This is a genomic window from Demequina ureilytica, from assembly GCF_048553575.1.
Lineage (GTDB): Bacteria > Actinomycetota > Actinomycetes > Actinomycetales > Demequinaceae > Demequina.
The window spans coordinates 1-23,244 of record NZ_JBLZIE010000004.1; the positions used below are offsets into that span (position 1 = coordinate 1).

At 67.5% G+C, this 23,244-nt stretch carries 22 protein-coding genes, 1 tRNA gene and 1 other RNA gene; 11 read left to right on the top strand and 13 right to left on the bottom strand.

Annotated features, from left to right (window positions below; genetic code table 11):
- Positions 1-327: 327 nt before the first annotated feature.
- Complete coding sequence (locus tag ACNI3K_RS12065) at positions 328-1,611, bottom strand: NAD(P)/FAD-dependent oxidoreductase (protein ID WP_419392156.1); 1,284 nt, start codon at positions 1,609-1,611, stop codon at positions 328-330.
- Positions 1,612-1,778: 167 nt separating this feature from the next.
- Positions 1,779-1,988: a heavy-metal-associated domain-containing protein gene (locus ACNI3K_RS12070; protein ID WP_419392157.1), complete on the bottom strand. Its 210-nt coding sequence runs from the start codon at positions 1,986-1,988 to the stop codon at positions 1,779-1,781.
- 482 nt (positions 1,989-2,470) lie between these two features.
- On the opposite strand from ACNI3K_RS12070, the gene ACNI3K_RS12075 reads away from it, so the two are divergent.
- On the top strand, positions 2,471-3,919 hold the full coding sequence (locus ACNI3K_RS12075) for an MFS transporter (RefSeq protein ID WP_419392158.1): 1,449 nt from the start codon (positions 2,471-2,473) through the stop codon (positions 3,917-3,919).
- An 811-nt stretch (positions 3,920-4,730) separates the two neighbouring features.
- Positions 4,731-5,507, top strand: coding sequence for a DUF4386 domain-containing protein (locus ACNI3K_RS12080; RefSeq protein ID WP_419392159.1), 777 nt, complete (start codon positions 4,731-4,733; stop codon positions 5,505-5,507).
- Between the two features lie 270 nt (positions 5,508-5,777).
- Here the strand turns inward: ACNI3K_RS12080 and rnpB are convergent.
- Positions 5,778-6,160: RNase P RNA component class A (rnpB, locus tag ACNI3K_RS12085), an RNA gene on the bottom strand.
- A 179-nt stretch (positions 6,161-6,339) separates the two neighbouring features.
- On the opposite strand from rnpB, the gene ACNI3K_RS12090 reads away from it, so the two are divergent.
- Together ACNI3K_RS12090 and ACNI3K_RS12095 are read left to right on the top strand one after the other, a co-directional pair.
- Entirely contained in the window at positions 6,340-7,092 is a 753-nt protein-coding gene (locus tag ACNI3K_RS12090; RefSeq protein WP_419392160.1) for a YaaA family protein, read from the top strand.
- Between the two features lie 26 nt (positions 7,093-7,118).
- Positions 7,119-7,979 (top strand): formate/nitrite transporter family protein, encoded by an 861-nt coding sequence (locus tag ACNI3K_RS12095; protein ID WP_419392161.1) that lies wholly within the window; start codon positions 7,119-7,121, stop codon positions 7,977-7,979.
- Here the strand turns inward: ACNI3K_RS12095 and ACNI3K_RS12100 are convergent, their stop codons facing one another.
- The 4 genes from ACNI3K_RS12100 to ACNI3K_RS12115 all read right to left on the bottom strand — a co-directional run bounded on the left by ACNI3K_RS12100 (position 7,980) and on the right by ACNI3K_RS12115 (position 11,139).
- On the bottom strand, positions 7,980-8,714 hold the full coding sequence (locus ACNI3K_RS12100; protein WP_419392162.1) for a histidine phosphatase family protein: 735 nt from the start codon (positions 8,712-8,714) through the stop codon (positions 7,980-7,982).
- The gene (locus tag ACNI3K_RS12105) at positions 8,711-9,448 is read right to left on the bottom strand and encodes a zinc ribbon domain-containing protein (protein ID WP_419392163.1); all 738 of its coding nucleotides are present in this window, start codon (positions 9,446-9,448) and stop codon (positions 8,711-8,713) included. The genes ACNI3K_RS12100 and ACNI3K_RS12105 overlap by 4 nt, the downstream gene beginning before the upstream one ends.
- Before the next feature lie 20 nt (positions 9,449-9,468).
- Positions 9,469-10,287 (bottom strand): Nif3-like dinuclear metal center hexameric protein, encoded by an 819-nt coding sequence (locus tag ACNI3K_RS12110; RefSeq protein ID WP_419392164.1) that lies wholly within the window; start codon positions 10,285-10,287, stop codon positions 9,469-9,471.
- 66 nt (positions 10,288-10,353) lie between these two features.
- A complete protein-coding gene (locus ACNI3K_RS12115) occupies positions 10,354-11,139 on the bottom strand; it encodes a potassium channel family protein (protein WP_419392165.1) in 786 nt (261 codons plus the stop codon).
- Between the two features lie 269 nt (positions 11,140-11,408).
- On the opposite strand from ACNI3K_RS12115, the gene ACNI3K_RS12120 reads away from it, so the two are divergent.
- A complete protein-coding gene (locus tag ACNI3K_RS12120) occupies positions 11,409-11,651 on the top strand; it encodes an acyl carrier protein (protein ID WP_419392166.1) in 243 nt (80 codons plus the stop codon).
- A 68-nt stretch (positions 11,652-11,719) separates the two neighbouring features.
- Here ACNI3K_RS12120 and ACNI3K_RS12125 read toward each other — a convergent pair.
- From ACNI3K_RS12125 to ACNI3K_RS12135, 3 genes are all read right to left on the bottom strand, one after another.
- Positions 11,720-11,796, bottom strand: a tRNA-Val gene (locus ACNI3K_RS12125).
- A gap of 61 nt (positions 11,797-11,857) precedes the next feature.
- The gene (locus ACNI3K_RS12130; protein ID WP_419392167.1) at positions 11,858-12,319 is read right to left on the bottom strand and encodes a peroxiredoxin; all 462 of its coding nucleotides are present in this window, start codon (positions 12,317-12,319) and stop codon (positions 11,858-11,860) included.
- Positions 12,316-12,744, bottom strand: a complete 429-nt coding sequence (locus ACNI3K_RS12135; protein ID WP_419392168.1) for a DUF3052 domain-containing protein — start codon at positions 12,742-12,744, stop codon at positions 12,316-12,318. Before ACNI3K_RS12135 ends, ACNI3K_RS12130 begins: the two co-directional genes overlap by 4 nt.
- 186 nt (positions 12,745-12,930) lie before the next feature.
- On the opposite strand from ACNI3K_RS12135, the gene aceE reads away from it, so the two are divergent.
- Positions 12,931-15,690, top strand: coding sequence for a pyruvate dehydrogenase (acetyl-transferring), homodimeric type (aceE, locus tag ACNI3K_RS12140; RefSeq protein ID WP_419392313.1), 2,760 nt, complete (start codon positions 12,931-12,933; stop codon positions 15,688-15,690).
- Positions 15,691-15,770: 80 nt separating this feature from the next.
- Here the strand turns inward: aceE and ACNI3K_RS12145 are convergent, their stop codons facing one another.
- The gene (locus tag ACNI3K_RS12145; RefSeq protein ID WP_419392169.1) at positions 15,771-17,159 is read right to left on the bottom strand and encodes a hypothetical protein; all 1,389 of its coding nucleotides are present in this window, start codon (positions 17,157-17,159) and stop codon (positions 15,771-15,773) included.
- Positions 17,160-17,367: 208 nt separating this feature from the next.
- Here ACNI3K_RS12145 and ACNI3K_RS12150 point away from each other — a divergent pair, with 208 nt between their 5' ends.
- The 5 genes from ACNI3K_RS12150 to ACNI3K_RS12170 all read left to right on the top strand — a co-directional run bounded on the left by ACNI3K_RS12150 (position 17,368) and on the right by ACNI3K_RS12170 (position 22,117).
- Positions 17,368-18,537, top strand: coding sequence for a PucR family transcriptional regulator (locus ACNI3K_RS12150; RefSeq protein WP_419392170.1), 1,170 nt, complete (start codon positions 17,368-17,370; stop codon positions 18,535-18,537).
- A gap of 77 nt (positions 18,538-18,614) precedes the next feature.
- Entirely contained in the window at positions 18,615-19,529 is a 915-nt protein-coding gene (locus tag ACNI3K_RS12155) for an ACP S-malonyltransferase (protein WP_419392171.1), read from the top strand.
- Complete coding sequence (locus tag ACNI3K_RS12160; RefSeq protein WP_419392172.1) at positions 19,526-20,524, top strand: beta-ketoacyl-ACP synthase III; 999 nt, start codon at positions 19,526-19,528, stop codon at positions 20,522-20,524. Before ACNI3K_RS12155 ends, ACNI3K_RS12160 begins: the two co-directional genes overlap by 4 nt.
- Positions 20,525-20,601: 77 nt before the next feature.
- The gene (locus ACNI3K_RS12165) at positions 20,602-20,847 is read left to right on the top strand and encodes an acyl carrier protein (protein WP_419392173.1); all 246 of its coding nucleotides are present in this window, start codon (positions 20,602-20,604) and stop codon (positions 20,845-20,847) included.
- Positions 20,848-20,884: 37 nt separating this feature from the next.
- On the top strand, positions 20,885-22,117 hold the full coding sequence (locus ACNI3K_RS12170) for a beta-ketoacyl-[acyl-carrier-protein] synthase family protein (protein ID WP_419392174.1): 1,233 nt from the start codon (positions 20,885-20,887) through the stop codon (positions 22,115-22,117).
- Positions 22,118-22,238: 121 nt separating this feature from the next.
- Here the strand turns inward: ACNI3K_RS12170 and ACNI3K_RS12175 are convergent, their stop codons facing one another.
- Both ACNI3K_RS12175 and ACNI3K_RS12180 read right to left on the bottom strand, forming a co-directional pair.
- Positions 22,239-22,604, bottom strand: a complete 366-nt coding sequence (locus ACNI3K_RS12175) for a nuclear transport factor 2 family protein (RefSeq protein ID WP_419392175.1) — start codon at positions 22,602-22,604, stop codon at positions 22,239-22,241.
- A gap of 41 nt (positions 22,605-22,645) precedes the next feature.
- Positions 22,646-23,143, bottom strand: a complete 498-nt coding sequence (locus ACNI3K_RS12180) for a DUF3145 domain-containing protein (RefSeq protein WP_419392176.1) — start codon at positions 23,141-23,143, stop codon at positions 22,646-22,648.
- Between the last annotated feature and the right edge of the window lie 101 nt (positions 23,144-23,244).

A 23,244-nucleotide genomic window follows, 5' to 3' on the forward strand; every position in this document is an offset into this window, starting at 1 on the left:
ATCCACCCAATCTGTCTGGGTGGCCTCGTTTTCGCCCGTCGCTATGGCCTCGTTTTCAAGCGTCGCCGACACAACGTAGACGCCGTCTGGCGGTAGTGCGCGCAGGATCGTCCGGCGTGCTCAGAGGTTGGCTCGTCACGCGTGTCTGTTCGGCCGCCGTGGGAGGCCGCTCCTCGCTTGGCCGTCCTTGCGCGCCCCACGGGCGTCGGGTCCGCACCAGCACCGCCGGGGTCATGAGACCCGGGCGGTGCCTTCTGGAAGCTGCCGCGCGGCTCGGGGAGTTGCCGCGTCGGCAGGGATCAGCGCAGCGTAGTTCTGCGCCGAGGATCAAGAGGACGTCTCGTGCGGGAGGTTCGCCCTCGGCAGTGGAGACTTCAGGGTCGTGGCGACGACGTCGAAGGCTTGCTCGATCGCAGTCCCGGCCGCAACCAATGGTCGTAGTCGGTTCGCCAACTTGGCCGATCCGAGCGTGACGGCGGCACTCAAGCGGCCTTCAGCGCTGGCGTAGACGGTGACGTGAGCCTCGTTCCCAGTCGACCCTAGAGCAATCTCTCGGTCTTGATATGGGTGTGCAGACCCGAGAACGCTAATGGCTTTGCCATAGAGCCAGGTCGAGTAGCCCCCGTTGGGTTCGCAGGGACCAGGGTCGCCGGACAGCTGGAGGTCGTAACTGATGGAGCGAGCGGCGTGAGCTCCCTGCGCCAAGGCGTGGCCCCAGTGCTCGATGCGCGGGTGACCGTTGATACGGGCTAAGTCCCCCGCGGCGTAGACTCCCGCAGCGCCCACACTGCGCAGACGATTGTCGACTAGGACGCCGTCATCCAGATTCAGCGAAGTTCGGCGCAGCCAACCCACCTCGGGTTCAACTCCCAGAGCTTCGATCACGAGGTCCACCGCCAACTTGGTACCGTCGCTCAGTGCGAGAGCGATGCCATCGCCTGATGCCTCGAGTGCGTCGATGCGAGCTTCGAAGACGCCGGCGAGTTGTTCCTTGTGTCGCGCCTGTACCCAGGCTGCAATGGTGGTGCCGAAGTGCCGAGACATGGGGTTCGCCGCCGCGCCTATCAAGAAGACGTCGTGCCCCGAGGCCTTGAGTGCATCGGCGGTTTCGGAACCAAGCAGGCTCGCGCCAGCGATGCCCACTCGAGCGCGACGCGCGTGCTTGTTGCCGACCGTAGCCAAGATTCGTCGGACCCGTTCCGAGTCTTCGTAAGTGCGGAGGGGAGTGACGCGGTCGCACAGATCGACGTCGTCGATGTTCAGTTCGCGGCCCGGCAGTTGACGCGGACGCGCTCCTGTGGCGATGAGAACAGCGTTGTAAGACAGGTGGGTGCCGCCTCGGAGGACCACGGTGCGGCGTTCGGTGTCAAGTCGTTCGGCGCGGCCGTTGAGCAGGCTGGTGCGGGGATCGCTAGGCAGCGCGGAACGCACTGAGTCGAGCGTGGCGTCTCCTTGCAGCAGGCTCTTGTTCACCGTGGTCCGGTTGTACGGAACTGTGTCCTCACCATGCACGAGCGTCAGATCGCCGTCGAAGCCGAGCCTTCGCAGCTCGGTCGCGGCAGCCGTGCCTGCTGCGCCAGCGCCTACGATGACGACCGATAGTGCGCTCACGAGACTGCTCGTTCGCAAAAGGTGTGGGCCGCGCGCACAAGGATCGTCGGTAGCGCGGATCGTGTGCACGGCTGGGGTGCGGAGGTCATGGGGTTTCCTTAGATCGGTGCCTTGGGAGGGGCCGGTCCCTTCCTGTGCAAACGGCAGAAAGGGACCGGCGGGCGTGCTCAGCTAGCGGCCAACTGATAGCCGGCTTCCTCGATGGCATCCTTGATCAGCGCCGGGTCGATGTTCCCGTCTGAGGTGACGGTGAGGTGGCCCGTTGCGAGCTCGACGTCGACGTCCTGGACGCCGGAAACCTGGCGGACTTCCTCAGTTACCGTCATCGCGCAGCTGTTGCACGTCATGCCGACCACGGTGAAGTTGCTGTTGATCATGAATTCTTCCTGTTCTATTGCGGGATGGATGGGCTTGCGCGGGTACGGCCTGCGCCGAACGCGGCGTTGTAAACGCTGCTGTTGTCCCAGGGACTTGCGGACCCCGACTTGCTGTCGGCCGAGATCTTGACCGTGCCTAATGTGATGGCTCACCGTCACCGGTCGGACTCGTGGGCCGGTCGGCTACTGGCGTAAAAGCAACGGTCAAGGGCGCTACTGTCCTGGCGCTGTCCGAGGGCTGTCGTGATGCGGGAGTGCGGGGCGGTTGGATACCTGGCCATCAGAGAGCCACGACGCTCGTTCCATACGCTCCACGGTCAGCTCCACCACCACGTGCGCTCCACCCCGACGGGGCATCGCTGGTGCACAACGTGCGCTATTGAGCGCGACAGCGGCGGGACAGGAGCCGGAAAGGCTGCCCGGGCAACCTCGCAGGATCGGCTGCATCATCGCGCCGCCAAACACTGAAAGAGAGGAAACCCATGTCTTCCACCGCAAAAGCCGCGGGAATCATTGGCAACAGGCGCTGGCTAGCGCTGGGGCTAATTGCCGCGGCTCAGTTCATGGTCATCATGGACACGTCCATCATCGGGGTGGCGCTGCCAGAAATGCAGCAAGACCTCGGCTTCGACCCGCAAAACCTCAGCTGGGTCTTCAACGCATATGTCGTCGCCTTCGGCGGCCTTCTGCTGCTCGGCGGACGTCTCTCCGACCTACTTGGAGCTCGCCGCATCTTCAACATCGGTTGGGTCATCCTCGCCGTTGGTTCACTGGTTGCCGGCCTAGCTGACACCGCCACCGTCGAGATCGTCGGCCGGGCCGTGCAGGGTGCCGGCGCAGCGCTGATCGCACCGTCGGCGCTAACCCTGCTGTTCACCATCTTTGGTGCCAACCCCAAGGAGCTCACCAAGGCCTTAGCCCTCTACGGGGCAGCCGCACCCGCCGGAGGAACCGCTGGCGTCTTCCTCGGCGGTGTCCTCACCGAGTACGCCAGTTGGCCGTGGGTCTTCTTCATCAATGTGCCATTGGCGATCGGAGTGCTGGTCATGTCTTCGGCAGTCATGCCCGCTGGTGCCAGAAGCCGGGGCAGCATCGACTTCGTGGGTGCCGGCACGGTAACAGCCGGAATCGCGGCCGTGGTCTATGCCGTCGTGCAGGCACCGGAGGCAGGCTGGACGGCCCCGTCCACCCTGATCCCCGCCGTCGCCGGAGTCGCGCTGCTCGGAGCCTTCGTGGCTCGGCAGGCTCGCCTGCGGGAGCCGCTGATGCGCTTGGGGATCTTCCGTGCCCCCGACCTGGCCGCGGCCAACGTGGCGCAACTCCTGCTCGGCGCTGCGTGGATCCCGATGTTCTTCTTCATCAATTTGTATCTGCAGCAGGTGTTGGGGCTCGGCGCTTTCGCTAGCGGCGCGGCGCTGCTTCCACTCACGCTTACCATCATGGTCGGCATGATCGCGGTCGCTCCGCGTCTCATGGCGAACTTTGGCAGCAAAGCAACGACTGTCGCGGGCTTGGCCACACTCACTGTTGGTCTGGTGTGGCTCGCCTTCATCAGTCCCGACGGCTCATTTTCCGTCGACGTGCTCCCCGCCACCCTGGTCACGGCAGCCGGCATGGCGATGGCGTTCATCCCTTCCCTAGGCACTGCGCTCTCAGCGGCTGCTCCTGCAGAAGGTGGGCTTGCTGCGGGCATCGTCAATACCAGCTACCAGATTGGGTCCGCGCTCGGCTTGGCCGCCATGACCGCGGTCGCCGCCGCGTACGGGGCGGATCAGATCGGCAACCCCGCCGCTCTCACCAACGGTTTCTCCGCCGGCCTGTGGGGAGCCGCTGCCATCGCGGGTGCCGGAGCGCTCATTGCGGCGCTGACGCTGCGGTCTACCAACCCCGCGGCTTCTGCCGCCGAGGAAGTGAGCGTGGCAGCGAATTGACCCGCGTCGAGCCCCGTCTGCCCACTGTGGCGGTCGGGGCTCGAGGCGTGGATGCCCAAATTCGACCGTCGCAGAGGTGCGCACTCTGATCCTCTTCGTCGACGGTATGCGCTGTGAATGATGCGTGAGCCAGGCCACTGTGTTGGTCCGAGATGTCGAAAGTGTCTAGGCAGCAACGGCCAACGCCACGTCCGGGCTTTTCACAGTCCGCGGCACGATGGGCGACACAGAAATCGTGGTGTCGCTGCGCAATAGCACCTTCACCCCCGACTCATCGCCGAGAATCCCAGGCCAAAGTTCTGAACTCGACGCCAGCCCTGTTGGGCCCTGGGCGATCCGGTCGTGAGGACTCGCGCTTCTTGGGTCGTGGCGGTGCGCAAGCAATCCGTCCCCCCAGTATCTCGACCGCAGCCGATGCGAGGAAAGTCAACCCGACCTCTGCGAACTCGAAGTCCGGACAGTGCCCGGACAGCCGTCAGCAAGCCGAGGTGCGCAGAGTCAGTACAACAACCAATCGCACCGGGCGAACCCGTGACACCCGCCTCGAAGGAAGACCAATGCCAGTCCCCCTCATCGTTGGCTACGGCAGCGACCCGGGCCGCGCGTCTCCGTAGTGATCCGCACGCCCCACGGAACCACCCCATCCCCGGCGCAAGCTGTTCGAGCCGAGCAGCAGCGCCAACTCTGGCTCCCTGCCGCTCGCGACTAGGCACCCTGATCCCGACGGGCTGAACGACGCGGGGTCACGACTCCGCTCAGAACACGGGATACCTCAAACCCCACGCAGCATCTCTAGTAGAAGGAGGACGTCATGAGCGTCCGAAGCAGCCTCGTCACCGCACAACCGCTCGGTGCTCCTCCCACGAACCCCAAACGGATCGCTCGCGTCGCGGGTCTCTTCTACCTAGCCGTGGCGATCACAGGTGGGTTTTCCGAGGGCTACTTGGGGCCCTCTCTCTACGTCCGCGGAGATGCCGCCGCCACCGCAGGGAATCTGGCAGCCGACCCCGGGCTGGTCAGCCTTGGGGTAGTCGCTCATCTTGCGGATGCGGTCTTCTTCGTTCTGACTGCTGTCACTCTCTACGTGCTGCTCAGCCACGTCGGCAAGTACGCGGCACGCCTCATGGTGCTTCCTGTGGTGATTGCGGCCGGCCTGAAGGCGATGAGTACCGTCTTTATGTTCGTTGCCCTGCAAGTCGCAACCACCGACACCTACATGGTGGCATTCGGTGACGGCGAGACGGACGCACTTGCGCTGCTCCTGTTGGAGATCGAGCACTACGGCATCCGCGCCGCCCAGGTCTTCTTCGCGTTGTGGTTGACGCCCCTGGGTTATCTCGCCTACCGATCTCGACTATTCCCCAAGCCGCTCGGAATCCTCCTTATCGCAGCGACGGTCAGCTACCTGGCAGACGTCGTCATCGCTTTCCTGTCCCCCGAACTGGCCGAGCAGATCCACGTGTTCTTCACAATCGTCCCTGCCATTGCGGAGATCTGGATGCTCCTCTACCTGCTGACCATCGGGGTCCGCAGCAAGCGAACTACGTCGCACCGGCAAGTCCGAGATGCGGATCCGATACCAAAGTGAGGTGAGCTGGTCCTTCTTGACCTTCGTTCCTTGGTGGTTGTGAGCCATGACGCGCACGGCCATGTCGACGGTTGGGCCTGGAGGCGACGGCCAGGGATGTTGGATCCGGTACCGAAGGCAAACCCGCCACTCAGGTTGGACGAAGCGCCACTAGATCAATGCCTAGCAATTAGCGCGCGACCAGGCCATAACTACAGGCCAAGCGCTCCGGCAACCAAGCGGTAGCCGCCTCCGGCTACCGTGTAAACATCCTGTTAAATGGCCATAAAGCGGATGAGCTGGCCGATACGCCGGGTTCTGTCTTGTGCGCCGCGTTGCCGCTGCGCACCGTGCGGCCATCCATCTAGGCCCTGGATTGCTCCAGGGCTCCAGCAGCCTACCCAGATGCTCGGACGGGCCGCCCTCAAACGCATCCTGTTCGGCCTTGCTCCGGGTGGGGTTTACCGTGCCGCTCCTGTCACCAGTCGCGCGGTGAGCTCTTACCTCACCCTTTCACCCTTACCGCCCGACGCCTTGCGACGCCGGGAGGCGGTTTGCTTTCTGTGGCACTTTCCCGCGGGTCACCCCGGGTGGCCGTTAGCCATCACCCTGCCCTGCGGAGCCCGGACGTTCCTCGGCGCCCCGAGGGGCGACGCGGCCGCCTGGCCAGCTCATCCGCGGCTCCAGACTACCCTCACGGTGGCCGCGAGCCCCGCCGCACTCGATTGCTCTCCGACGGACCGGACCAACTGAGCGCGCGCTCCGCACATTCCGTTCGCTCGCGGGGGCCGGGCTCAGTTGATCCGGCCACTAGACGCAGCGCGGCGCGCGCCGCCCCCGTACCCTGGTGCGCGTGCTGATCCTGCTTCCTCCCTCCGAAGGCAAGACCGCGCCCGCGCAGGGCTCCCCCGTCGATCTGGAGGCGCTCGCCCACCCCGCCCTCGCATCGGCCAGGCGGCGCGTGGGCGACACGCTCGCCAAGGTGAGCGATCAGCGCAACGGGCTCGACGTGCTCGGCGTGGGGCCCGGACTCGCCGACGACGTCGCGCGCAACCGCACCCTCTGGGTGAACCCGGCCGATGCAGCCGCACGGGTGTACTCGGGAGTGCTCTACGACGCCGCCGACATGGGCGCGTGGGGAGACGCCGAGCTGAGCCGGGCCGCGGAGCGCGTGCGCATCATCTCCGCACTGTGGGGCGCGGTCTCCCCCGCCGACCCGATACCCGCTTACCGGCTGTCGATGTCGACGAGCCTGGGGCGCATCGGCCCGCTCGCGTCCTACTGGCGCAAGCACCTCGCGGAGGAGCTCTCCCACCTGGCAGACGGGCGGCTCGTAGTCGACTGCCGCAGCTCCTCGTACGTCGCGGCATGGCGGCCCACCGGCGCAGAGCACGTCGCGGTGCGTGTGGAGCGCGAACTGGGCGGACAGCGGACCGTGGTCAGCCACATGGCCAAGCACACACGTGGGCTTCTCGCTGGAGCGCTGGCGACGGCCGATGCGGTCCCCGAGTCCGCGGCGGACCTCGCCGATGCGGCGCGCGCCATCGACGGGGTTGTCGACGTGACGCTCGGCGTGCGGGAGATCACGCTCGTCGTCGCTGGTTGAGCGCCGCACGTGTCACTCTTGGTCCTATGACGGATCAGAGCCAGCTGTTCCCCGGCAAGCACTTCATCTCGACCACGCTCGACGCGCTCGAGACCAAGACCGCGATGAGCGGCGGTCTCGCCCGCGTCTACGTGATGCGCGCCGCCATGGCCGGCATGCTGATCGGCGTCATGTACCTCACGTACTACGCGGTCATCGCGGCATTCGAGGGCATCGGCGACGGCGACCTCGTGATGGTGGGACGGATGGTCGGGGCGTTCGTGTTCGGCTTCGCACTCATCTTCATCTACTACAGCAAGTCCGAGCTGCTCACCTCGAACATGATGATCGTGTCGATCGGCGCGTACTACCGCCGCACCACGGCCATGAAATCGATTCGCATCCTGGCGCTGTGCTACGCCGGCAACATCATCGGCGGGCTCGCGATCGCCCTCATGGTGGCGGGATCGAGCATCGCCAGCGGCGCCGTCGGCACGGAGATGTCCAACTCCGTCGATCACAAGCTCGACTACGTCGCCGGCGGCATCGCGGGCTGGGGCGACCTGTTCTTCCGTGCGGTGCTCTGCAACTTCATGATCAACCTCGCGATGCTGATGGTCTACAACGGCCGCATCAAGGATGACCTCACGCAGTCCCTAGCGATGATCATGAGCGTGTTCGTGTTCGCATTCGTGGGGTTCGAGCACTCGGTCGCTAACACCGTCCTGTTCTCGATCGTGGCGCTCCAGGGCGGCATCGACATGGGGCTCGCGCTCGGCAACCTCGGGATAGTGCTGTTGGGCAACTTCATCGGCGGTGGCGTGCTGATCGGCTGGTACTACGCGTATGCGAACGACGATCGCAAGTTCCTGAGCAAGCACCCGCAGGGCGGCGGCGCCCCCACCTGATCAGTCGGTGGGCACCCCGATGGCCAGCACGTGCCGTGAGGAAATGGTGCCATCCGGGAGCACGCGCAGCTGCAGGAGCGTGATGGACGCGGGCGACGGCCACAGGTGCATCCAGGAATCGGCAGGGACGCCGAGGGACAGCGCGACCGCGGACTTGATCGCGACGGCGTGAGAGGTCACCGCCCATGCGCGCGGCACGTCCTTGCCCTCCGCACACTGACGCGCATGATCGGCGGCGGCCTCGACCAGGAACTCGTCGAACCGCGCGCCTACCTGCGGGATCGCCTCGCCGCCAGGCGCAGGGATCTCGCCGGACATCCAGCGGTGGAGGGCCTCCCCTTCGTGGTCCTCGATCTCGTCGGCGCTCAAGCCCTCCCACTCGCCGAAGTCGATCTCGCGGACGCGGACCTCGGTCTCGACGTGCGCGCCGATGCGCCTGCCAATCGCGGCAGCGGTCTCTTGGGTTCGCGCCATCGGCGAGGCCAGCACGCGGGTCACCTGGGGCACGCGCTCCCACGAGCGACGGCCGATGCGGTAGACGGCATCGGCCGCCTTCGCGGCCTGGATGCGGCCCTGGGAGTTCAGTGGCGGACCCTCCTGACTGGAGCCCGACAGCGCGTGGGACGCCGTCATGTCGGTCACGCCGTGGCGCACCAGCACCAGTGTCAGGGGGCTGACGAGCCCGTCCGGCGTGATCTCGAACAGCGACTTCCCGCTGGTCGCCTCCGCCGTCACTGGGCCGCCTTGCGCACCAGAATCGTGCCGCACTCCTCGCAGCGAACCACCTGATCGGGCGCTGCACGCTCGATGACCTTGATGTCGCTGGGATTGAGGCTCATGTGGCAGCCGCCGCACGTCGTTCCGGTCAGCACCGCAGCGCCGATGCCGCCGTTGTGCGCGCGGACCCTCTCGTAGAGCGTCACGAGCGCCGGGTCCAGACCCTCGGCCGCGGCTGCACGTTCGGCCTCCGCCTCCGCGATCTCCGCGTCGAGCGCCCGCACCGCGACGTTGCGTTCATGCTCGAGTTCGCGCACACGCTTGGTGAGGTCCTCGCGTTCGGCCTTCACCCGGGAGTGGGCCTCCTCAGCGACCTCGAGTCGCTCCATTGCCTCGAGCTCGACGTCCTCGAGATCCGACTGTCGCCGCCCGAGCAGCTCAAGCTCCCCCTGCAGTGCCTGCAGGTCCTTCGCGTTCGAACTTCCGGACTCCAGCCGCGCGCGGTCACGATCGGCGCGGCCACGCACCGCCTGGACGTCGTCCTCGGCCTTGGTGACCTCGCGCCGCAGGTCCGTGACCTCGGCGCCGCGAGCGATGGCCTCGTCGTCGAGAACCGTGTCCCTCGCGGATAGCTCGGCCAGCTGGGCGTGGACGGGCAGGTGGTCGCGCTTGTGGCGAGCCTGCTGAATGCGCAGATCAGCGTCTTGAACGTCGAGCAGTCGCTGTTGGTCGGCGACGGGTGCGGTGGGCACGAAGGGTCCTCCGGAAAGGGTCAGGCGCCGTAGCGCGCGGTCCATGGGTCGGTGTTCAGGGTGCTCACCACGGTGTCGACCGCGGCGGCATCGGCGACGTGCTCGGCAGCGCTCTTGAGCCACGCCCACTCTGACGCGTAATGCGACACGTCGATCAGGTAGGGGCGGCCGTCGCCGAGTTCGGCGAGCTCTCGCGCATCCGATGCGGGGTGGTGGCGCAGGTCCGCCGTGACGTAGGCGTCGGCACCTGAGGCGCGGGCCGCTTCGAGGAAAGAATCTCCCGAACCGCCGACGACGGCGACCGTCGTCACGATCCCTGCGGGATCTCCCGCAACACGCACGCCGTGTTGGGTGGGAGGCAGGGATTCGGCCACCTGCTGAGCGAACTCGGACAGCGTGGTGGGCCCAGGAAGCATGCCGATGCGCCCGGTGCCCTGCGCCGCGTCGCCTGCCGAGGGCAACAGCGGCACCGACGAGTCGATGCCAAGCGCCTCCGCCAGCGCATCGCACACGCCCCCGGCTGCCGCATCGGCGTTGGTGTGGGCGTTGTAGAGCGCGATGCCGCTGCTGATCAGCCGGTGCACCACAGCGCCCTTAGTGCTCGTCGTGGGGACGCCGGTGACCCCGCGCAGCAACAACGGGTGGTGGGTGACGAGCAGCTGCGCTCCCACCTCGATCGCCTCGTCGACCACCGCGAGGGTGGGGTCGACGGCGAACAGCACGCGGGTCACCTCGGCGCCCGGGTCGCCCACGGACAGTCCGTTGACGTCCCAGTCCTCGGCGAGTGCGAGCGGAAAACGCAGTTCCAGGATCTCGGCGATCTCGGCCACAGTGGTCATGGGGACACGGTACCGGGCAGTGGGGCGTGGGGCGCACGTGAAAGCCGCGTCAAGCCTTCCGCCCCGCTACGTGGCACCGTGCTGAGTGGCACCATCGCCTCGAGGGGCGTGACCGGTGCGCGAATCGGCGGCCGAGAGCGCATCGATCTTGGCCTCCAGCCGTGCGATGCGCTCGGTGAGCTCATCGTGTCGACCCTCGTCCTGCCGCTCCTGCTCACGCTCTTCCTCGCCCGTGGTCTTGGAGACAAACCACGCTGCGACAGAGGCCGTCACCACTCCGATCAGCGCGATCCCCACGAGCATCATCGCTACCGCGACCACGCGGCCCGTGACGCTGACGGGCGACAGATCGCCGTAACCCACTGTCGTCACCGTGACGATGGCCCACCACAGTGCGTCGCCGAACGTGTTGATGGCGGAGTCCGCCTCGCGTTCGGCCGCGAGTACAGCGACCGAGCCGATCCACAGCAGCAGCACGACGGAGATCACCACCGCCTGCATGGTCTTCACCCGTCCGCGAGCGCTGGAGAACGCGGCGCCCTGAGTGAACGCTGTCAGGACCTTGAGCGGCCGCGCCGCCGGGACCAACACCGCGATCACATCGAGCGGGTGCGTCCACAGATACCGCCACGACTTCTTGGAGATCACCGTGCGGATCACGATGTCCACGATGAACACCAGCCAGATCCACCACTGCACTGCCAGCAGAGCATTCTCAACTGCGGATGGCAGGGAGTACTCGAAGATGATGCGACCCGACCACACCAGCAGGAAGGCCATGGCCAGCGCCGCCATCCAGCTGTCGGTCCGCTTGGCGTACGCGTCGTACCTCGCGCCCATCGGCTCGGCCATGGAGTCGGTCCCCTCTGTGGACTAATCGGTGGGCCCAGTCGGCCTCGACCGGTGCCACCTGGGCCGGCGGCATGGGTGGTGCGACACCGCCCCTGCGCGGGACACATCATCCCAGCACGCCACGATCGTACAGCGGGTGCCTCCGTCCACTGCGGGTCTCCTGTTGCGACCGCTTCGTCCCGATTTTAGGGTGAGAGAGGCACCGCCCTGGGCAGTGCCTCCAGGCCCGCGCCGCCGGCGCCGGGCGTCACTACGAAAGGAGACTCGACATGGCAACCGGTGAAACTGGATTCGACGACGTCACCTTCGACCTCATCTCCGTGCAGTACCACTCCCTCAAGGCTGGCCACGACTACGGCCAGTACGTCCGCGACGCTCGCAACGCGGGCAAAGAGGAGATCGCGAAATTCTTCGAGCAGGTGATGGCGCAGGACTCCGAGCGCGCCCACCAGTGCCACGAGTTCCTGCAGGAGTTGGGCGGCACGGACAACACGGCGCCGCAGGGCGGCTGACCGCAGCGCCACCGGCTCCCGTCGGGAACCGCCGCGGAGACGGCCTGTCGAATTCGCCCGTCATCCTGTGGTGGGCCCTGCCGGACTCGAACCGACGACACCTGCGGTGTAAACGCAGTGCTCTAACCAACTGAGCTAAGGGCCCGCGCCCCCATTGTGGCGCATCGGCGCGCGGAGGGGTTCAGCCCGTCCGCGCACTGCTTCTTCTACTTCAGGTCGGCGATGGCGGCACGGTAGTCGTCGACATCGCGTGCCTCCCCCGTGGAGTTCACCACGGACCAGGCTACGGTGCCCGATCCATCGATCAAGAAGGTGCCTCGCGTCGCCAGGCCCTTCGAGTCGTTGAACACGCCGTAAGCGGTCGCTGCCTGGCCGTGCGGCCAGAAGTCGCTCAGCAGCGGTGCCGTGTATCCATGCGAGTCGGCCCACGCCTTGAGCGTGTAGATCGAGTCGCACGAGACCACGACGACCGCGAGGTCGCGGCCCTCGGTGAGATCTGGCGCGTCCCTGAGGTCCACGAGCTCGTTGGTGCAGACGTCGGAGAACGCGAATGGGACGAACACCAGCAGCACCGGAGTGCCGCGGTAGTCGCTGAGCGTCACCCGGCGGCCATGTTGGTCGGTGAGCGTGAAGTCGGGGGCCTCGCTGCCAGCGAGGGGACCTGTCACTTGGACCGGCCCTTCTCCACCAGTTGCGTGCACGACCACCCTTCGCCCGCCATGAAGGTCGAGGTTGCATGCAGTCCTGCTACGGAGGACGACTCTTGAATGTCCCCGGGCAGCACGTGCCCTGTCGTCCCGGCCTTGGGGGTCAGCAGCCAGACCGTGCCCCCGTCGTCCAGGAGTGCCTGGACGTCCATGAGCAGGTCGGCGAGGTCGTCGTCCCCGTCTCGGAACCACAGGAGGACGCCGTCGGTGACGTCGCCGAAGTCTTCGTCGACGAGCTCCTCGCCCGTCGCGTCCGAGATGGCGGCGCGCAGAGCTTCGTCCGCATCGTCGTCGTAGCCGAACTCCTGTAGGACCGTGCCGCGCTCGAGTCCGAATCGGTCAATGATCCCAGTGTCCACGGTGCGTGCACCGTCTTCTGTCGCCACGGTGGCGATGCTCCCTTCAGTTGCTGCTGCGCGCGAACACGCGCTCACGGCTCACAGTACGGCCCGCCGACAGATGGTGGCAACGCCTGGTAGCCGGAGCACCGCCGCGAGCGGCAGGGAGCCAGCGTGACATTCGGTCAAGAAATGACCAGAATGGCGGGAGCGGCGGCACACCCGCCCTCACCCATGCGGCATCGGCGCACTACCCCGCGCCCAACAGAAAGGTCACCGGTGGCATCACACGGCGAGCTTGACAACGACCCCAGCGAGACCGGCGAATGGCTCGAGTCTCTCGATGGACTCATCGAGACTGGGGGTGAGTCGCGCGCCGAGTACATGCTCGACCGAATGGTGGAGCACGCGGCGGCCAAGCAGCTGTCCGTGCCGCTCAGCCTGAACACGCCGTATGTCAACACGATTCACGTCGCGAACGAGCCCGAGTTCCCCGGCGATGAGGACACCGAGCGCCGCTACCGCGGATGGATTCGCTGGAACGCCGCCGTCATGGTCACTCGTGCGCAGGCGGGCGATAAGGGCGTGGGCGGACACATCTCCTCCTATGCGTCCGTCGCGACGCTGTACGAGGTTGGCCTCAACCACTTCTTCCGCGGCAAGGACCACCCGGGCGGCGGAGACCATGTGTACTTCCAGGGCCACGCCGCTCCCGGCGTCTACGCCCGCGGGTACCTGGAGGGCCGGCTGTCCGAGGAGGACCTGGACTCGTTCCGCCAGGAGAAGTCCGCCGCCGGCCGCGGCCTCCCGTCCTATCCCCACCCGCGCCTCATGCCCGAGCTGTGGGAGTTCCCCACCGTGTCGATGGGCCTCGGCCCCGCATCGGCCATCTATCAGGCGTGGACGAACCGTTACCTCGACCTGCGCGGCATCAAGGACACCTCTCAGCAGCACGTGTGGGCATATCTCGGCGACGGTGAGATGGACGAGCCCGAATCTCGCGGCATGCTCCAGCTCGCCGCCAACCAGGGGCTCGACAACCTCACCTTCGTGGTCAACTGCAACCTGCAGCGCCTCGACGGACCGGTGCGGGGCAATGGCAAGATCATCCAGGAGCTCGAAGCGTACTTCCGCGGAGCGGGCTGGAACGTCCTCAAGGTGGTGTGGGGCCGCAACTGGGACCCGCTGCTCACCCGCGACGAGGACGGCGCCCTCGTCAACCTCATGAACACCGTCCCCGACGGCGACTTCCAGACCTTCCGCGCCGAGTCCGGCGCCTTCATCCGCGACCAGTTCTTTGGCGGCGACCCGCGCGCCAAGGAGCTCGTCAAGGACATGACGGATGACGAGATCTGGGCGCTCAAGCGCGGCGGACACGACTACCGCAAGCTCTACGCCGCCTACCTCAAGGCCACCGCCGGCGCGAACGGCAAGCCCACCGTCATCCTCGCGAAGACCATCAAGGGTTACGGCCTGGGCGCGAACTTCGCCTCTCGCAACTCGACGCACCAGATGAAGAAGCTGGCCGCCGCAGACCTCAAGGTGCTGCGCGACACGTTCGATATCCCGTTCACGGACGAGCAGCTCGAGGAAGACCCGTACCAGCCCCCGTACTACCACCCCGGAATGGACGACCCGGCGATCAAGTACATGCTGGGTCGCCGCAAGGAACTGGGCGGGTTCGTGCCCGAGCGGCGCGACCCCAAGAAGCAGATCGACATGCCGGACGACAAGGCGTACGAGCTGCTCGCGAAGGGCTCGGGCAAGCAGCAGATCGCCACCACCATGGCGTTCGTGCGGCTGTTCAAGGACCTGGTCAAGGACAAGAACTTCGGGCACCGGCTCGTGCCGATCATCCCCGACGAGGCGCGCACGTTCGGCCTCGACTCGATCTTCCCGTCAGCGAAGATCTTCAACACCCGGGGACAAAACTACCTGCCCGTCGACCGTGAGCTCATGCTCAGCTACAAGGAGTCCGAGTCCGGGCAGATCATGCACACGGGCATCAACGAGGCCGGCTCCGCAGCGGCCTTCCAGGCGGTAGGCACGTCCTACGCCACGCACGGTGAGCCGCTGATCCCGTTCTACGTCTTCTACTCGATGTTCGGCTTCCAGCGCACGGGAGACCAGTTCTGGGCCGCGGGCGACCAGATGACCCGCGGGTTCATCATCGGCGCTACGGCAGGCCGCACCACGCTGGCTGGCGAGGGCCTCCAGCATGGGGACGGGCACTCCCCGATCCTGGCCGCGACGAACACCGCGGTGGTGCAGTACGACCCCGCCTTCGGCTACGAGATTCGCCACATCGTCAAGGACGGCATCGAGCGGATGTACGGCCCCGACACCAGCCGGGACCCGAACGTCATGTACTACCTCACGGTGTACAACGAGCCGATCCAGCACCCGAAGGAGCCCGAGAACCTGGACGTGGAGGGCCTGCTCAAGGGCATCTACAAGTTCGCGGAGGCGCCCGAGGGCGACGGGCCCGAGGCGCAGATTCTCGCCTCCGGCGTGGCCGTGCCGTGGGCGCTCGAGGCGCAGGAGTTGCTCGCAGCCCACTACGGCGTGCGCGCCACCGTGTGGTCGGTGACGTCGTGGAACGAGCTTCGCCGCGACGCGTTGGACGCGGACCAGCGCGAGTTCCTCTACCCCGACGAGGAGCCGCGCGTGCCGTACATCACGAGCAAGCTCCAGGATTCGAAGGGTCCGTTCGTCGCGACCACGGACTTCGACCACCTCATCCCGGATCAGATCCGGGCGTGGGTGCCCGGGGACTACGCGACGCTCGGTGCCGACGGGTTCGGCTTCTCGGACACGCGTGCCGCTGCCCGCCGCTTCTACAAGATCGACGGGCCGTCCACGGCGGTGCGCGTTCTCCAGCAGCTCGCGAAGCGGGGCGAGATCGATCGCGGCCTCGTGAAGGACGCGATCGACCGCTATGAGCTCCACGACGTCACCAAGGGGACGTCCGGCAACGCTGGCGGAGACGCTTAAGCCAAGAGGCGACTGAACACATCAGGTGACGGCCGATGCGCGGGTGAACCGCGCATCGGCCGTCGCCTTGTCACTGCGGGTCAAGTAGCGCGCGGGCCGTCGGGCTCGTCCTCACCGCTCGCGTCCGCGGATCCCGCGGGGTCCTCCGGGTCCGCGGGCTCGCCCGTCTGCACGGGCTCATCGGCGGGCACGGGCTCATCCGCCGGTGCCGGCGCGTCAGGTGCTGACTCCCCCTCCACCTGGTCGACGCCCTCACGTTCCTCGAGCGGCGTCTCATCCTCGACCACCGCATCGTCTTGGGCGGGAGCCTCGGCGGGATCGGCGGCGTCGTGACCCTCCACTGCGGTCGATTCGTCGGTGCTCGGCGCCGCGTACGGCGAGCGCGCGAGCCCGTCCTGCTCATGGGGCGGCTCGCCGGTCTCCGAGGGCCGTGCCGCCTGCGCGGCTTGGTCGCGCCCGGCACTCGCGTGATCGGATGAGGCCGCAGAGCGCTCGCCAGGTGAGCGTTCTGCGGGTGCCGTCCGCTCGCGACCACCATCGGTGCCCGCGGAACCGGCACGGCTGCCGTCCTTGTCCTCGGCTTTGGCGCCGCCACCGGCGGACGCCTCGGAGTCGGGCGCCGCTTGCCGGCGTGGCTGGGACGGCGGCGAGGTCGATGTGCCGCCCGGGATGGCCGAGGTACCGACCATTGCCAGCGTGGCATCCGAATCGCTGATGGAGCGGCGCACGACAGCGGCGAGCACGATGATCGTCAGCAGCACCAGGGTGAGCAGGACCCACAGAAGGATCAACAGCAGCCCGTCGAACGTGCCGGTGGGCTCGACCCGCACGTACGCATCGCCCGTGCACTCCCCCGCGTCGGTGTCGACCGTGGCGGCAAGGTGGTACGTACCGGTGAGGAGCATGCCAGAGGCGTCCTCGATCTGTTCCAGCTGGCTCTCCACGGAGGTCTCGCCGCTCCACTCGGTGAGTTCGGGCGCCTCGGCGAACGTGGCGTTGCGCAGCGGGATCGCAAATCCTCCCACCATCATCGACAGTTGCGCGTCCGCGCTGGTGACCGCGCCCTCGGTGGTGGTGGTCCACGCGACGGTGTCCGTGGTCGTGACCCGGAACGGATCGATCGTGGTGGTGTCCTCGGGACCTACCGCCTCCGTCTCGAGCGAGGACGTCGCGGTGGCAAGGCAGCCCGACGTCACCGAGCCGCCTCGCATGACCTCCGGAATCCCCGTCAGCGCGACGCCGCCGAGCACAGCGCCGATCACGATGACGGTCACCAATCGCGCCTTGGCGATCGCCATGCGCTGTGTGAGCAGCGCCGCCACCAGAATGATCGACAAGCCGACGATTCCGAGCAGCGGGAGCCGGTCGGGCGCCACCACCCCCAACGCCGTCAGCAACGCCATGGAGATGAGGCCGAGGAGCAGCCCCAGCAAGGCGCCCACCAGGGGCTTCGGTCTGGCTTCTGTCATGGTGACGCTCCTTTACGGGTCTGGTCTCACGCTAACGCCAACCCCGACGCGGGGCCACTGTTCGCGGCCGCAGTGTCGCAGCTTGGCTGACAACCTTGGTAGCAATTCACAACGCACCGACCGATTGACGGCAATCTCAAGGCCCGGATGCAGGCGAAGAGCGCGCCGGCCTTGTGCCTGGCCCACAAAGCCGCTCTATGCTGGCGGGATGTCAACCACGCAGGCCCGTGCCGAGACCTTGCGCCGGCTCAGGGCCGCGACGGGGCGCCTCGCGACCGCGGCGCTGACCACCCTCGACTCCGACTACGCATGGTTCAGATCGCTGCCCGCCCAAGAACGGTCGTGGGTCGGCACCGTGGCACAGGCCGGAATCGACTCCTTCGTGTCCTGGTACGCGGATCCCCAGCACAGCCAGCGCAGCGCGACCGAGGTGTTCGCCGCGGCCCCGACGGAGCTCACCAGGTCGGTGTCGTTGCAGCACACCCTGAGCGTGGTCCGCACCGTGGTGCGCGTGGTCGAGAGTCACTCGGACGAGTTCGCCTCTCCAGGTGCCGAGCGCGACGTCCGGGAGGCGATCCTCATCTACTCCAGGGAGATCGCCTTCAGCGCGGCCGAGGTCTACGCCCGCGCTGCGGAGACACGTGGGGCTTGGGACGCGCGGCTCGAGGCGTTGGTCGTGGACGCGCTGGTGCGGGGCGAGGTCGATGAGGGGCTGCCGTCCCGCGCGGCGGCGCTCGGCTGGAAGCCCGGTCCCACCCTGGTCATGGTGGGGCTGACTGACGGCACGCTCGGCGAGGTCCAGTCCGCGGAGCTCAGGCGCACCATCCGCCGCGCGGCCCCCGGCGCGCTCGTCGGCATCCATGGTGACGACCTCGTGGTGATTGCGCGTTCGGATGACGATCATGGCGCCCTCACCGCTCATCTCATCGGCAGCTTCGGCCCCGGCCCCGTCGTCATCGGGCCTGCTGCTATCACCCTCGTCGAGGTCGCTCGCGCGACGCGCGCGGCGCTCGCGGGCGTCGTGGCCGCCCCCGCCTGGTCGATCGCACCGCGCCCGGTCAGCGCGGACGACCTGCTGCCCGAGCGGGTACTCGTGGGAGACACGATGGCGCGAGAACGGCTCGTCGCCATTGCGTATGACCCCATCGTCCGCGCCGGCGGTGCGCTCGCCGATACGATCGCGACGTATCTGGACTGTGGGCGTTCGCTCGAGCTCGCCGCACGCACCATGTTCGTCCACCCCAACACCGTCCGCTACCGTCTCAAGAAGGTCGCGCAGATTACCGGGTGGGACGTGCTCTCCACTCGCGACGCCCACGTGCTCGACACCGCGTTCGCTCTGGGCCGGCTTCGGGACTCGACCCACAAACCTTTGTAGCAAACCTACAAATCCCGGACCCCGAAACGGTGACTCACACCCCCGTGCCGACCGGTCGGATAGGAGATGCTAGACACATGATCGCCGTTCTCTTCCCCGGACAAGGCGCCCAAACGCCCGGGATGCTCACGCCCTGGCTCGCTCTTCCCGGCGTGGCCTCACACCTGCGCGAATTGTCGAATGCCACAGACACGGACCTCATCGCGCACGGCACCAGCTCGGATGCGGACACCATTCGCGACACTGCCATCGCGCAGCCCCTGCTGGTCGCCGCGGGCCTCGCCACCGCACGCGAGGCCTTGGGAGACACCATCCCGGGCCTGGTGGCCGGCCACAGCGTCGGCGAGCTGGGCGCTGCTGCCCTCGCCGGTGTGATCGACGACGCCGAGGCGATGCGGCTCGTCGCAGTGCGCGGCCGCGCCATGGCCGCGGCCGCTGCCGCCGCCGAGCCGACCTCGATGGCCGCCGTGCTCGGCGGAGTCGAGGAGGACGTCCTGGACCGGCTCGACCAGCTGGGCCTCACTCCCGCGAACATCAACGGCGGCGGACAGATCGTCGCTGCGGGTGCGCGAGCCGGCATCGAGGCGCTCGTCGCCGACCCTCCCGCCCGGACACGCGTGATCGCGCTGCAGGTCGCCGGCGCCTTCCACACCTCCTATATGCAGCCCGCCGTGGCCGCGCTTGCCGAGGCCACCGCATTCGCCGAACCGCGGGACCCTAAACTCAAGCTCCTCACCAACGCGGACGGGACCGAGGTCACGACCGGGCACGACGCCCTCGACCGCATCGTCGCTCAGGTCGCCAATCCAGTCCGGTGGGACCTCTGCCAGGCGCGTATGCTCGAACTCGGCGTGACCGCGATACTGGAGGTCGCGCCTGGCGGCGTCCTCACGGGCCTTGCGAAGCGCTCTCTCAAGGGAGTGCCCGCGGTCGCGCTCAAGACGCCCGACGACCTCCCCGCCGCACGAGAGCTCTTGGAGCAGCACGCGTGACAACACTGAACATTCGCCGTGGACCCGAGTTCACGCGCATCCTCGGGCTAGGCGTCGCGCGCGGCGAGACAGCCGTCCCCAACGAAGACATCATCGAGCCGATCAACTCCTCCGACGAGTGGATCCGCAAAATGACCGGGATCGTCACCCGCGTGCGCGCGAACCGCGAGACCTCCGTGATCGACCTGTCCGAACGTGCCGCGCGAGATGCGATCGCTCAAGCAGGGCTCGAGCCAGGCGACGTCGACACGATCATCCTGTCGACAATCACTCACCCGTACATGACGCCCGGCGGTGCGCCCGTGCTGGCGGACCGGCTCGGGTCCACCGGCGCCGCCTTCGACATCTCCGCCGCCTGCGCCGGCTACTGCTACGGCATCGGCCAGGCGGACGCGCTGGTCCGGGCCGGCAACGCACGGCACGTGCTCGTCGTGGGCGCCGAGAAGATGAGCGACTACGTCGACCCGGCCGACCGCTCCATCTCCTACCTGCTGGGAGACGCGGCGGGCGCGGTGGTGATCGGCGCCTCCGACACCGCGGGCATCGGCCCCACCGTGTGGGGCTCAGACGGTTCCGGAGCGCCGCTCATCGGCCAGACGTCCTCGTGGCTCGACGTGCGCGACGACCCCGCCACGGCGTTCCCGACGCTTTACCAGGAGGGACCGAGCGTCTTCAAGTGGGCGTCCTTCAAGATGGCACCGGTGGCCCTCGAGGCGATCGCCGCCGCGGGACTGACCCCCGACGACATCAAGGCCTTCATCCCCCACCAGGCCAATGTCCGGATCATCGATCAGCTCGTGAAGCAGATCGGCCTGCCAGACCATGTCGCGGTCGGCAAGGACATCGTGGACAGCGGCAACACGTCTGCCGCCTCCATCCCGCTCGCCACCGAGCGACTGCTGCGCGACGGAGACGCCCAGTCCGGCGACCTCGCGCTCCAGATCGGCTTCGGCGCCGGCCTGGTCTACGCCGCGCAGGTCGTGGTCCTGCCGTAACGGCGGGCACCCCACTAGGCTTCTCACCGTTCAATACGAAACCGATGCGAACGCATCACCATCACAAGGAGAGACACATGGCAGACAAGAACGAGATTCTCGAAGGCCTTGCAGAGATCGTCGCCGAGGAGACCGGCCTCGACACCGCCGACGTCCAGCTGGACAAGTCCTTCACGGACGACCTCGACATCGACTCGCTGTCGATGATGACCATCGTCACGCTGGCCGAGGAGAAGTTCGACGTCCGCATCCCGGACGAGAAGGTCAAGGACCTCACCACGGTCGGCGACGCCGTCGACTTCATCGCCGCAGCGCAGGCCTGACAAGAACCACATCCCCGATCCCCACTGGAGCAACACCATGACTGTCGTCGTCACTGGACTCGGAGCGACCTCGCCTCTCGGCGGGGACGTCGCCACGACCTGGGAAGGTGCTCTCGCCGGCAGATCCGGCGTGCGCACTCTCGACAACGACTGGGCGGAGACGTACGGCATGGCCGTCAACTTCGCCGGTCAGCTCGCGGTGTCGCCTCTGGAGGTGCTGTCGCGGCCTGAGGCCAAGCGCATGGACCCGAGCGCCCAGATGGCGATCGTGGCGACGCGTGAGGCGTGGGCGCATGCCGGATCGCCCGAGGTGGACCCGGAGCGCCTCGGCGCCGTGGTCTCCTCGGGCATCGGCGGTGTGTGGACCCTGCTGAGCGCGTGGGACACCATGAAGGAGAAGGGCGCCGCGCGCGTGCTTCCCCTCACGGTGCCGATGCTCATGCCGAACTCCCCTGCCGCATACGTGTCGCTTGAGCTCAAGGCGCGCGCCGGCTCGCACTCGCCCGTGTCGGCCTGCGCGTCGGGCGCCGAGGCGATTGCCATGGGATTCGAGATGATCGAGTCCGGCCGCGCGGACATCGTGGTGGCCGGCGGCACCGAGGCCGCGATCCACCCCCTGCCGATCAGCGCGTTCGCCGCGATGGCGGCGCTGTCCAAGCGCAACGACGACCCCGCGGGCGCCTCGCGCCCCTACGACACCAGCCGCGACGGCTTCGTCCTGGGCGAGGGATCCGGAATCGTGGTGCTCGAGTCCGAGAGCCACGCCAAGGCTCGCGGCGCCCACATCTACGCGCGGGTGTTGGGCGTGGGAATGACGTCCGACGGTCACCACATCGCCGCACCCGAGCCCGATGGCAAGGGACAGACGCGCGCGATGGAGCTCAGCCTCCAGCGTGCCGGTCTCACCGCAGCGGACGTGTCGCACGTCAACGCGCATGCGACGTCCACCCCCGTCGGGGACATGATCGAGGCGCGCGGCATCCGGGCGCTGCTGGGCTCTCACGCCGACCAGGTGGCGCTCAGCGCCACCAAGTCGATGACGGGTCACCTGCTCGGCGGCGCGGGAGCGCTCGAGTCCGTGTTCACCATCAAGGCACTCGAGACGCGCACCGCTCCCCCCACGATCAACGTCACGTCGCCCGACCCCGAGCTCGAACTGGACCTCGTGCGCGACACGCCGCGCGAGTTGCCGGAGGGTCAGCTGGCCGCGATCAACAACTCGTTCGGGTTCGGCGGCCACAACGTGGCGCTGGTGTTCGGCACCGCGTAAGCCGCACTGTCCCACGCGCGAACCGTCCCGAACATCCTGTTGGCGGGCGCGCCTCTCAACAGGTCCCGTAGAGGCTGGCCAACGGAGTGTCGCGGTCGGGGATGTTGGGGACGGACCGGTGCTACAAGTGCGTGAGCGTCGCCTGGTGAAAGCGCAGGCGCCAGCGGCCGTCGTTGACCCACACCGACGTGCGGTGCGCCTCGCCGCGAGACGCCTTGGCCGGCATCGACGTGTAGCGCACCAGCGCCACGTCCTCGCAGATGGCCACGGCCGTGAACCCCGTCAGCGGGAGCTCGACGTCGATCTCCGTCGACTGCAACGCCAGGACCTCGTCCCGTGTGTACGTGCGTCCCGAGCGGCCCACTTCGGTGAACCCGTCGGCGAGCACAGCGTCCATGAACCGCATGTCGAACCGGGTCTCGGCGCGCCACATGGCCTCCTCCATCGCCTGGAGAGTGAGGACTTCTTCGTGAGTGAGTTCCTGCATGTGCCGGGAGTCAGCCAACGCCGTGCATGCCCAACGCGGAGCTATCCCACACGGTGCAGCCACCGCACCGGAGCACCGGAGCCCGCGTAGCGGAACGGCTCGAGCTCCTCGTCCCACGCGGCACCGAGCGCGAGGTCCATTGCGCGCTTGAACTCCGACACGGACGCTCCGGCCTCGAGCACCGCGCGGATGCGATCCTCGGGCACCACGATGTTGCCGTGCACGTCCGTGACGGCGTGGAAGATTCCAAGCGAGGGGGTGTGCGACCAGCGGCCGCCGTCCGAGCCGAAGGACGGGTCCTCGGTCACCTCGTAGCGGACGTGCTCCCAGCCGCGCAGTGCCGAGGCGAGGCGCGCGCCGGTGCCAGGCGTGCCCTGCCAAGCGACCTCGGCACGGTACAGCGAGGAGCCGGCCGGTTGATCCGTCCACTCGAACGAGGCGCGTGCGCCCAGCACAGACTGAGCGGCCCACTCGATGTGCGGGCACATCGCTCGAGTCGCCGAATGCACGAAAAGGACACCTCGGGTAATCGCAGCCATGACCCATCCTTCCTAGTGAGGTACGTCTTCCCCTACGACCTCGAAGGACAACCCGGCTGCACCAGGTGTGTGTGCTCCTATCGTGCCCCATGTGCGCCGAT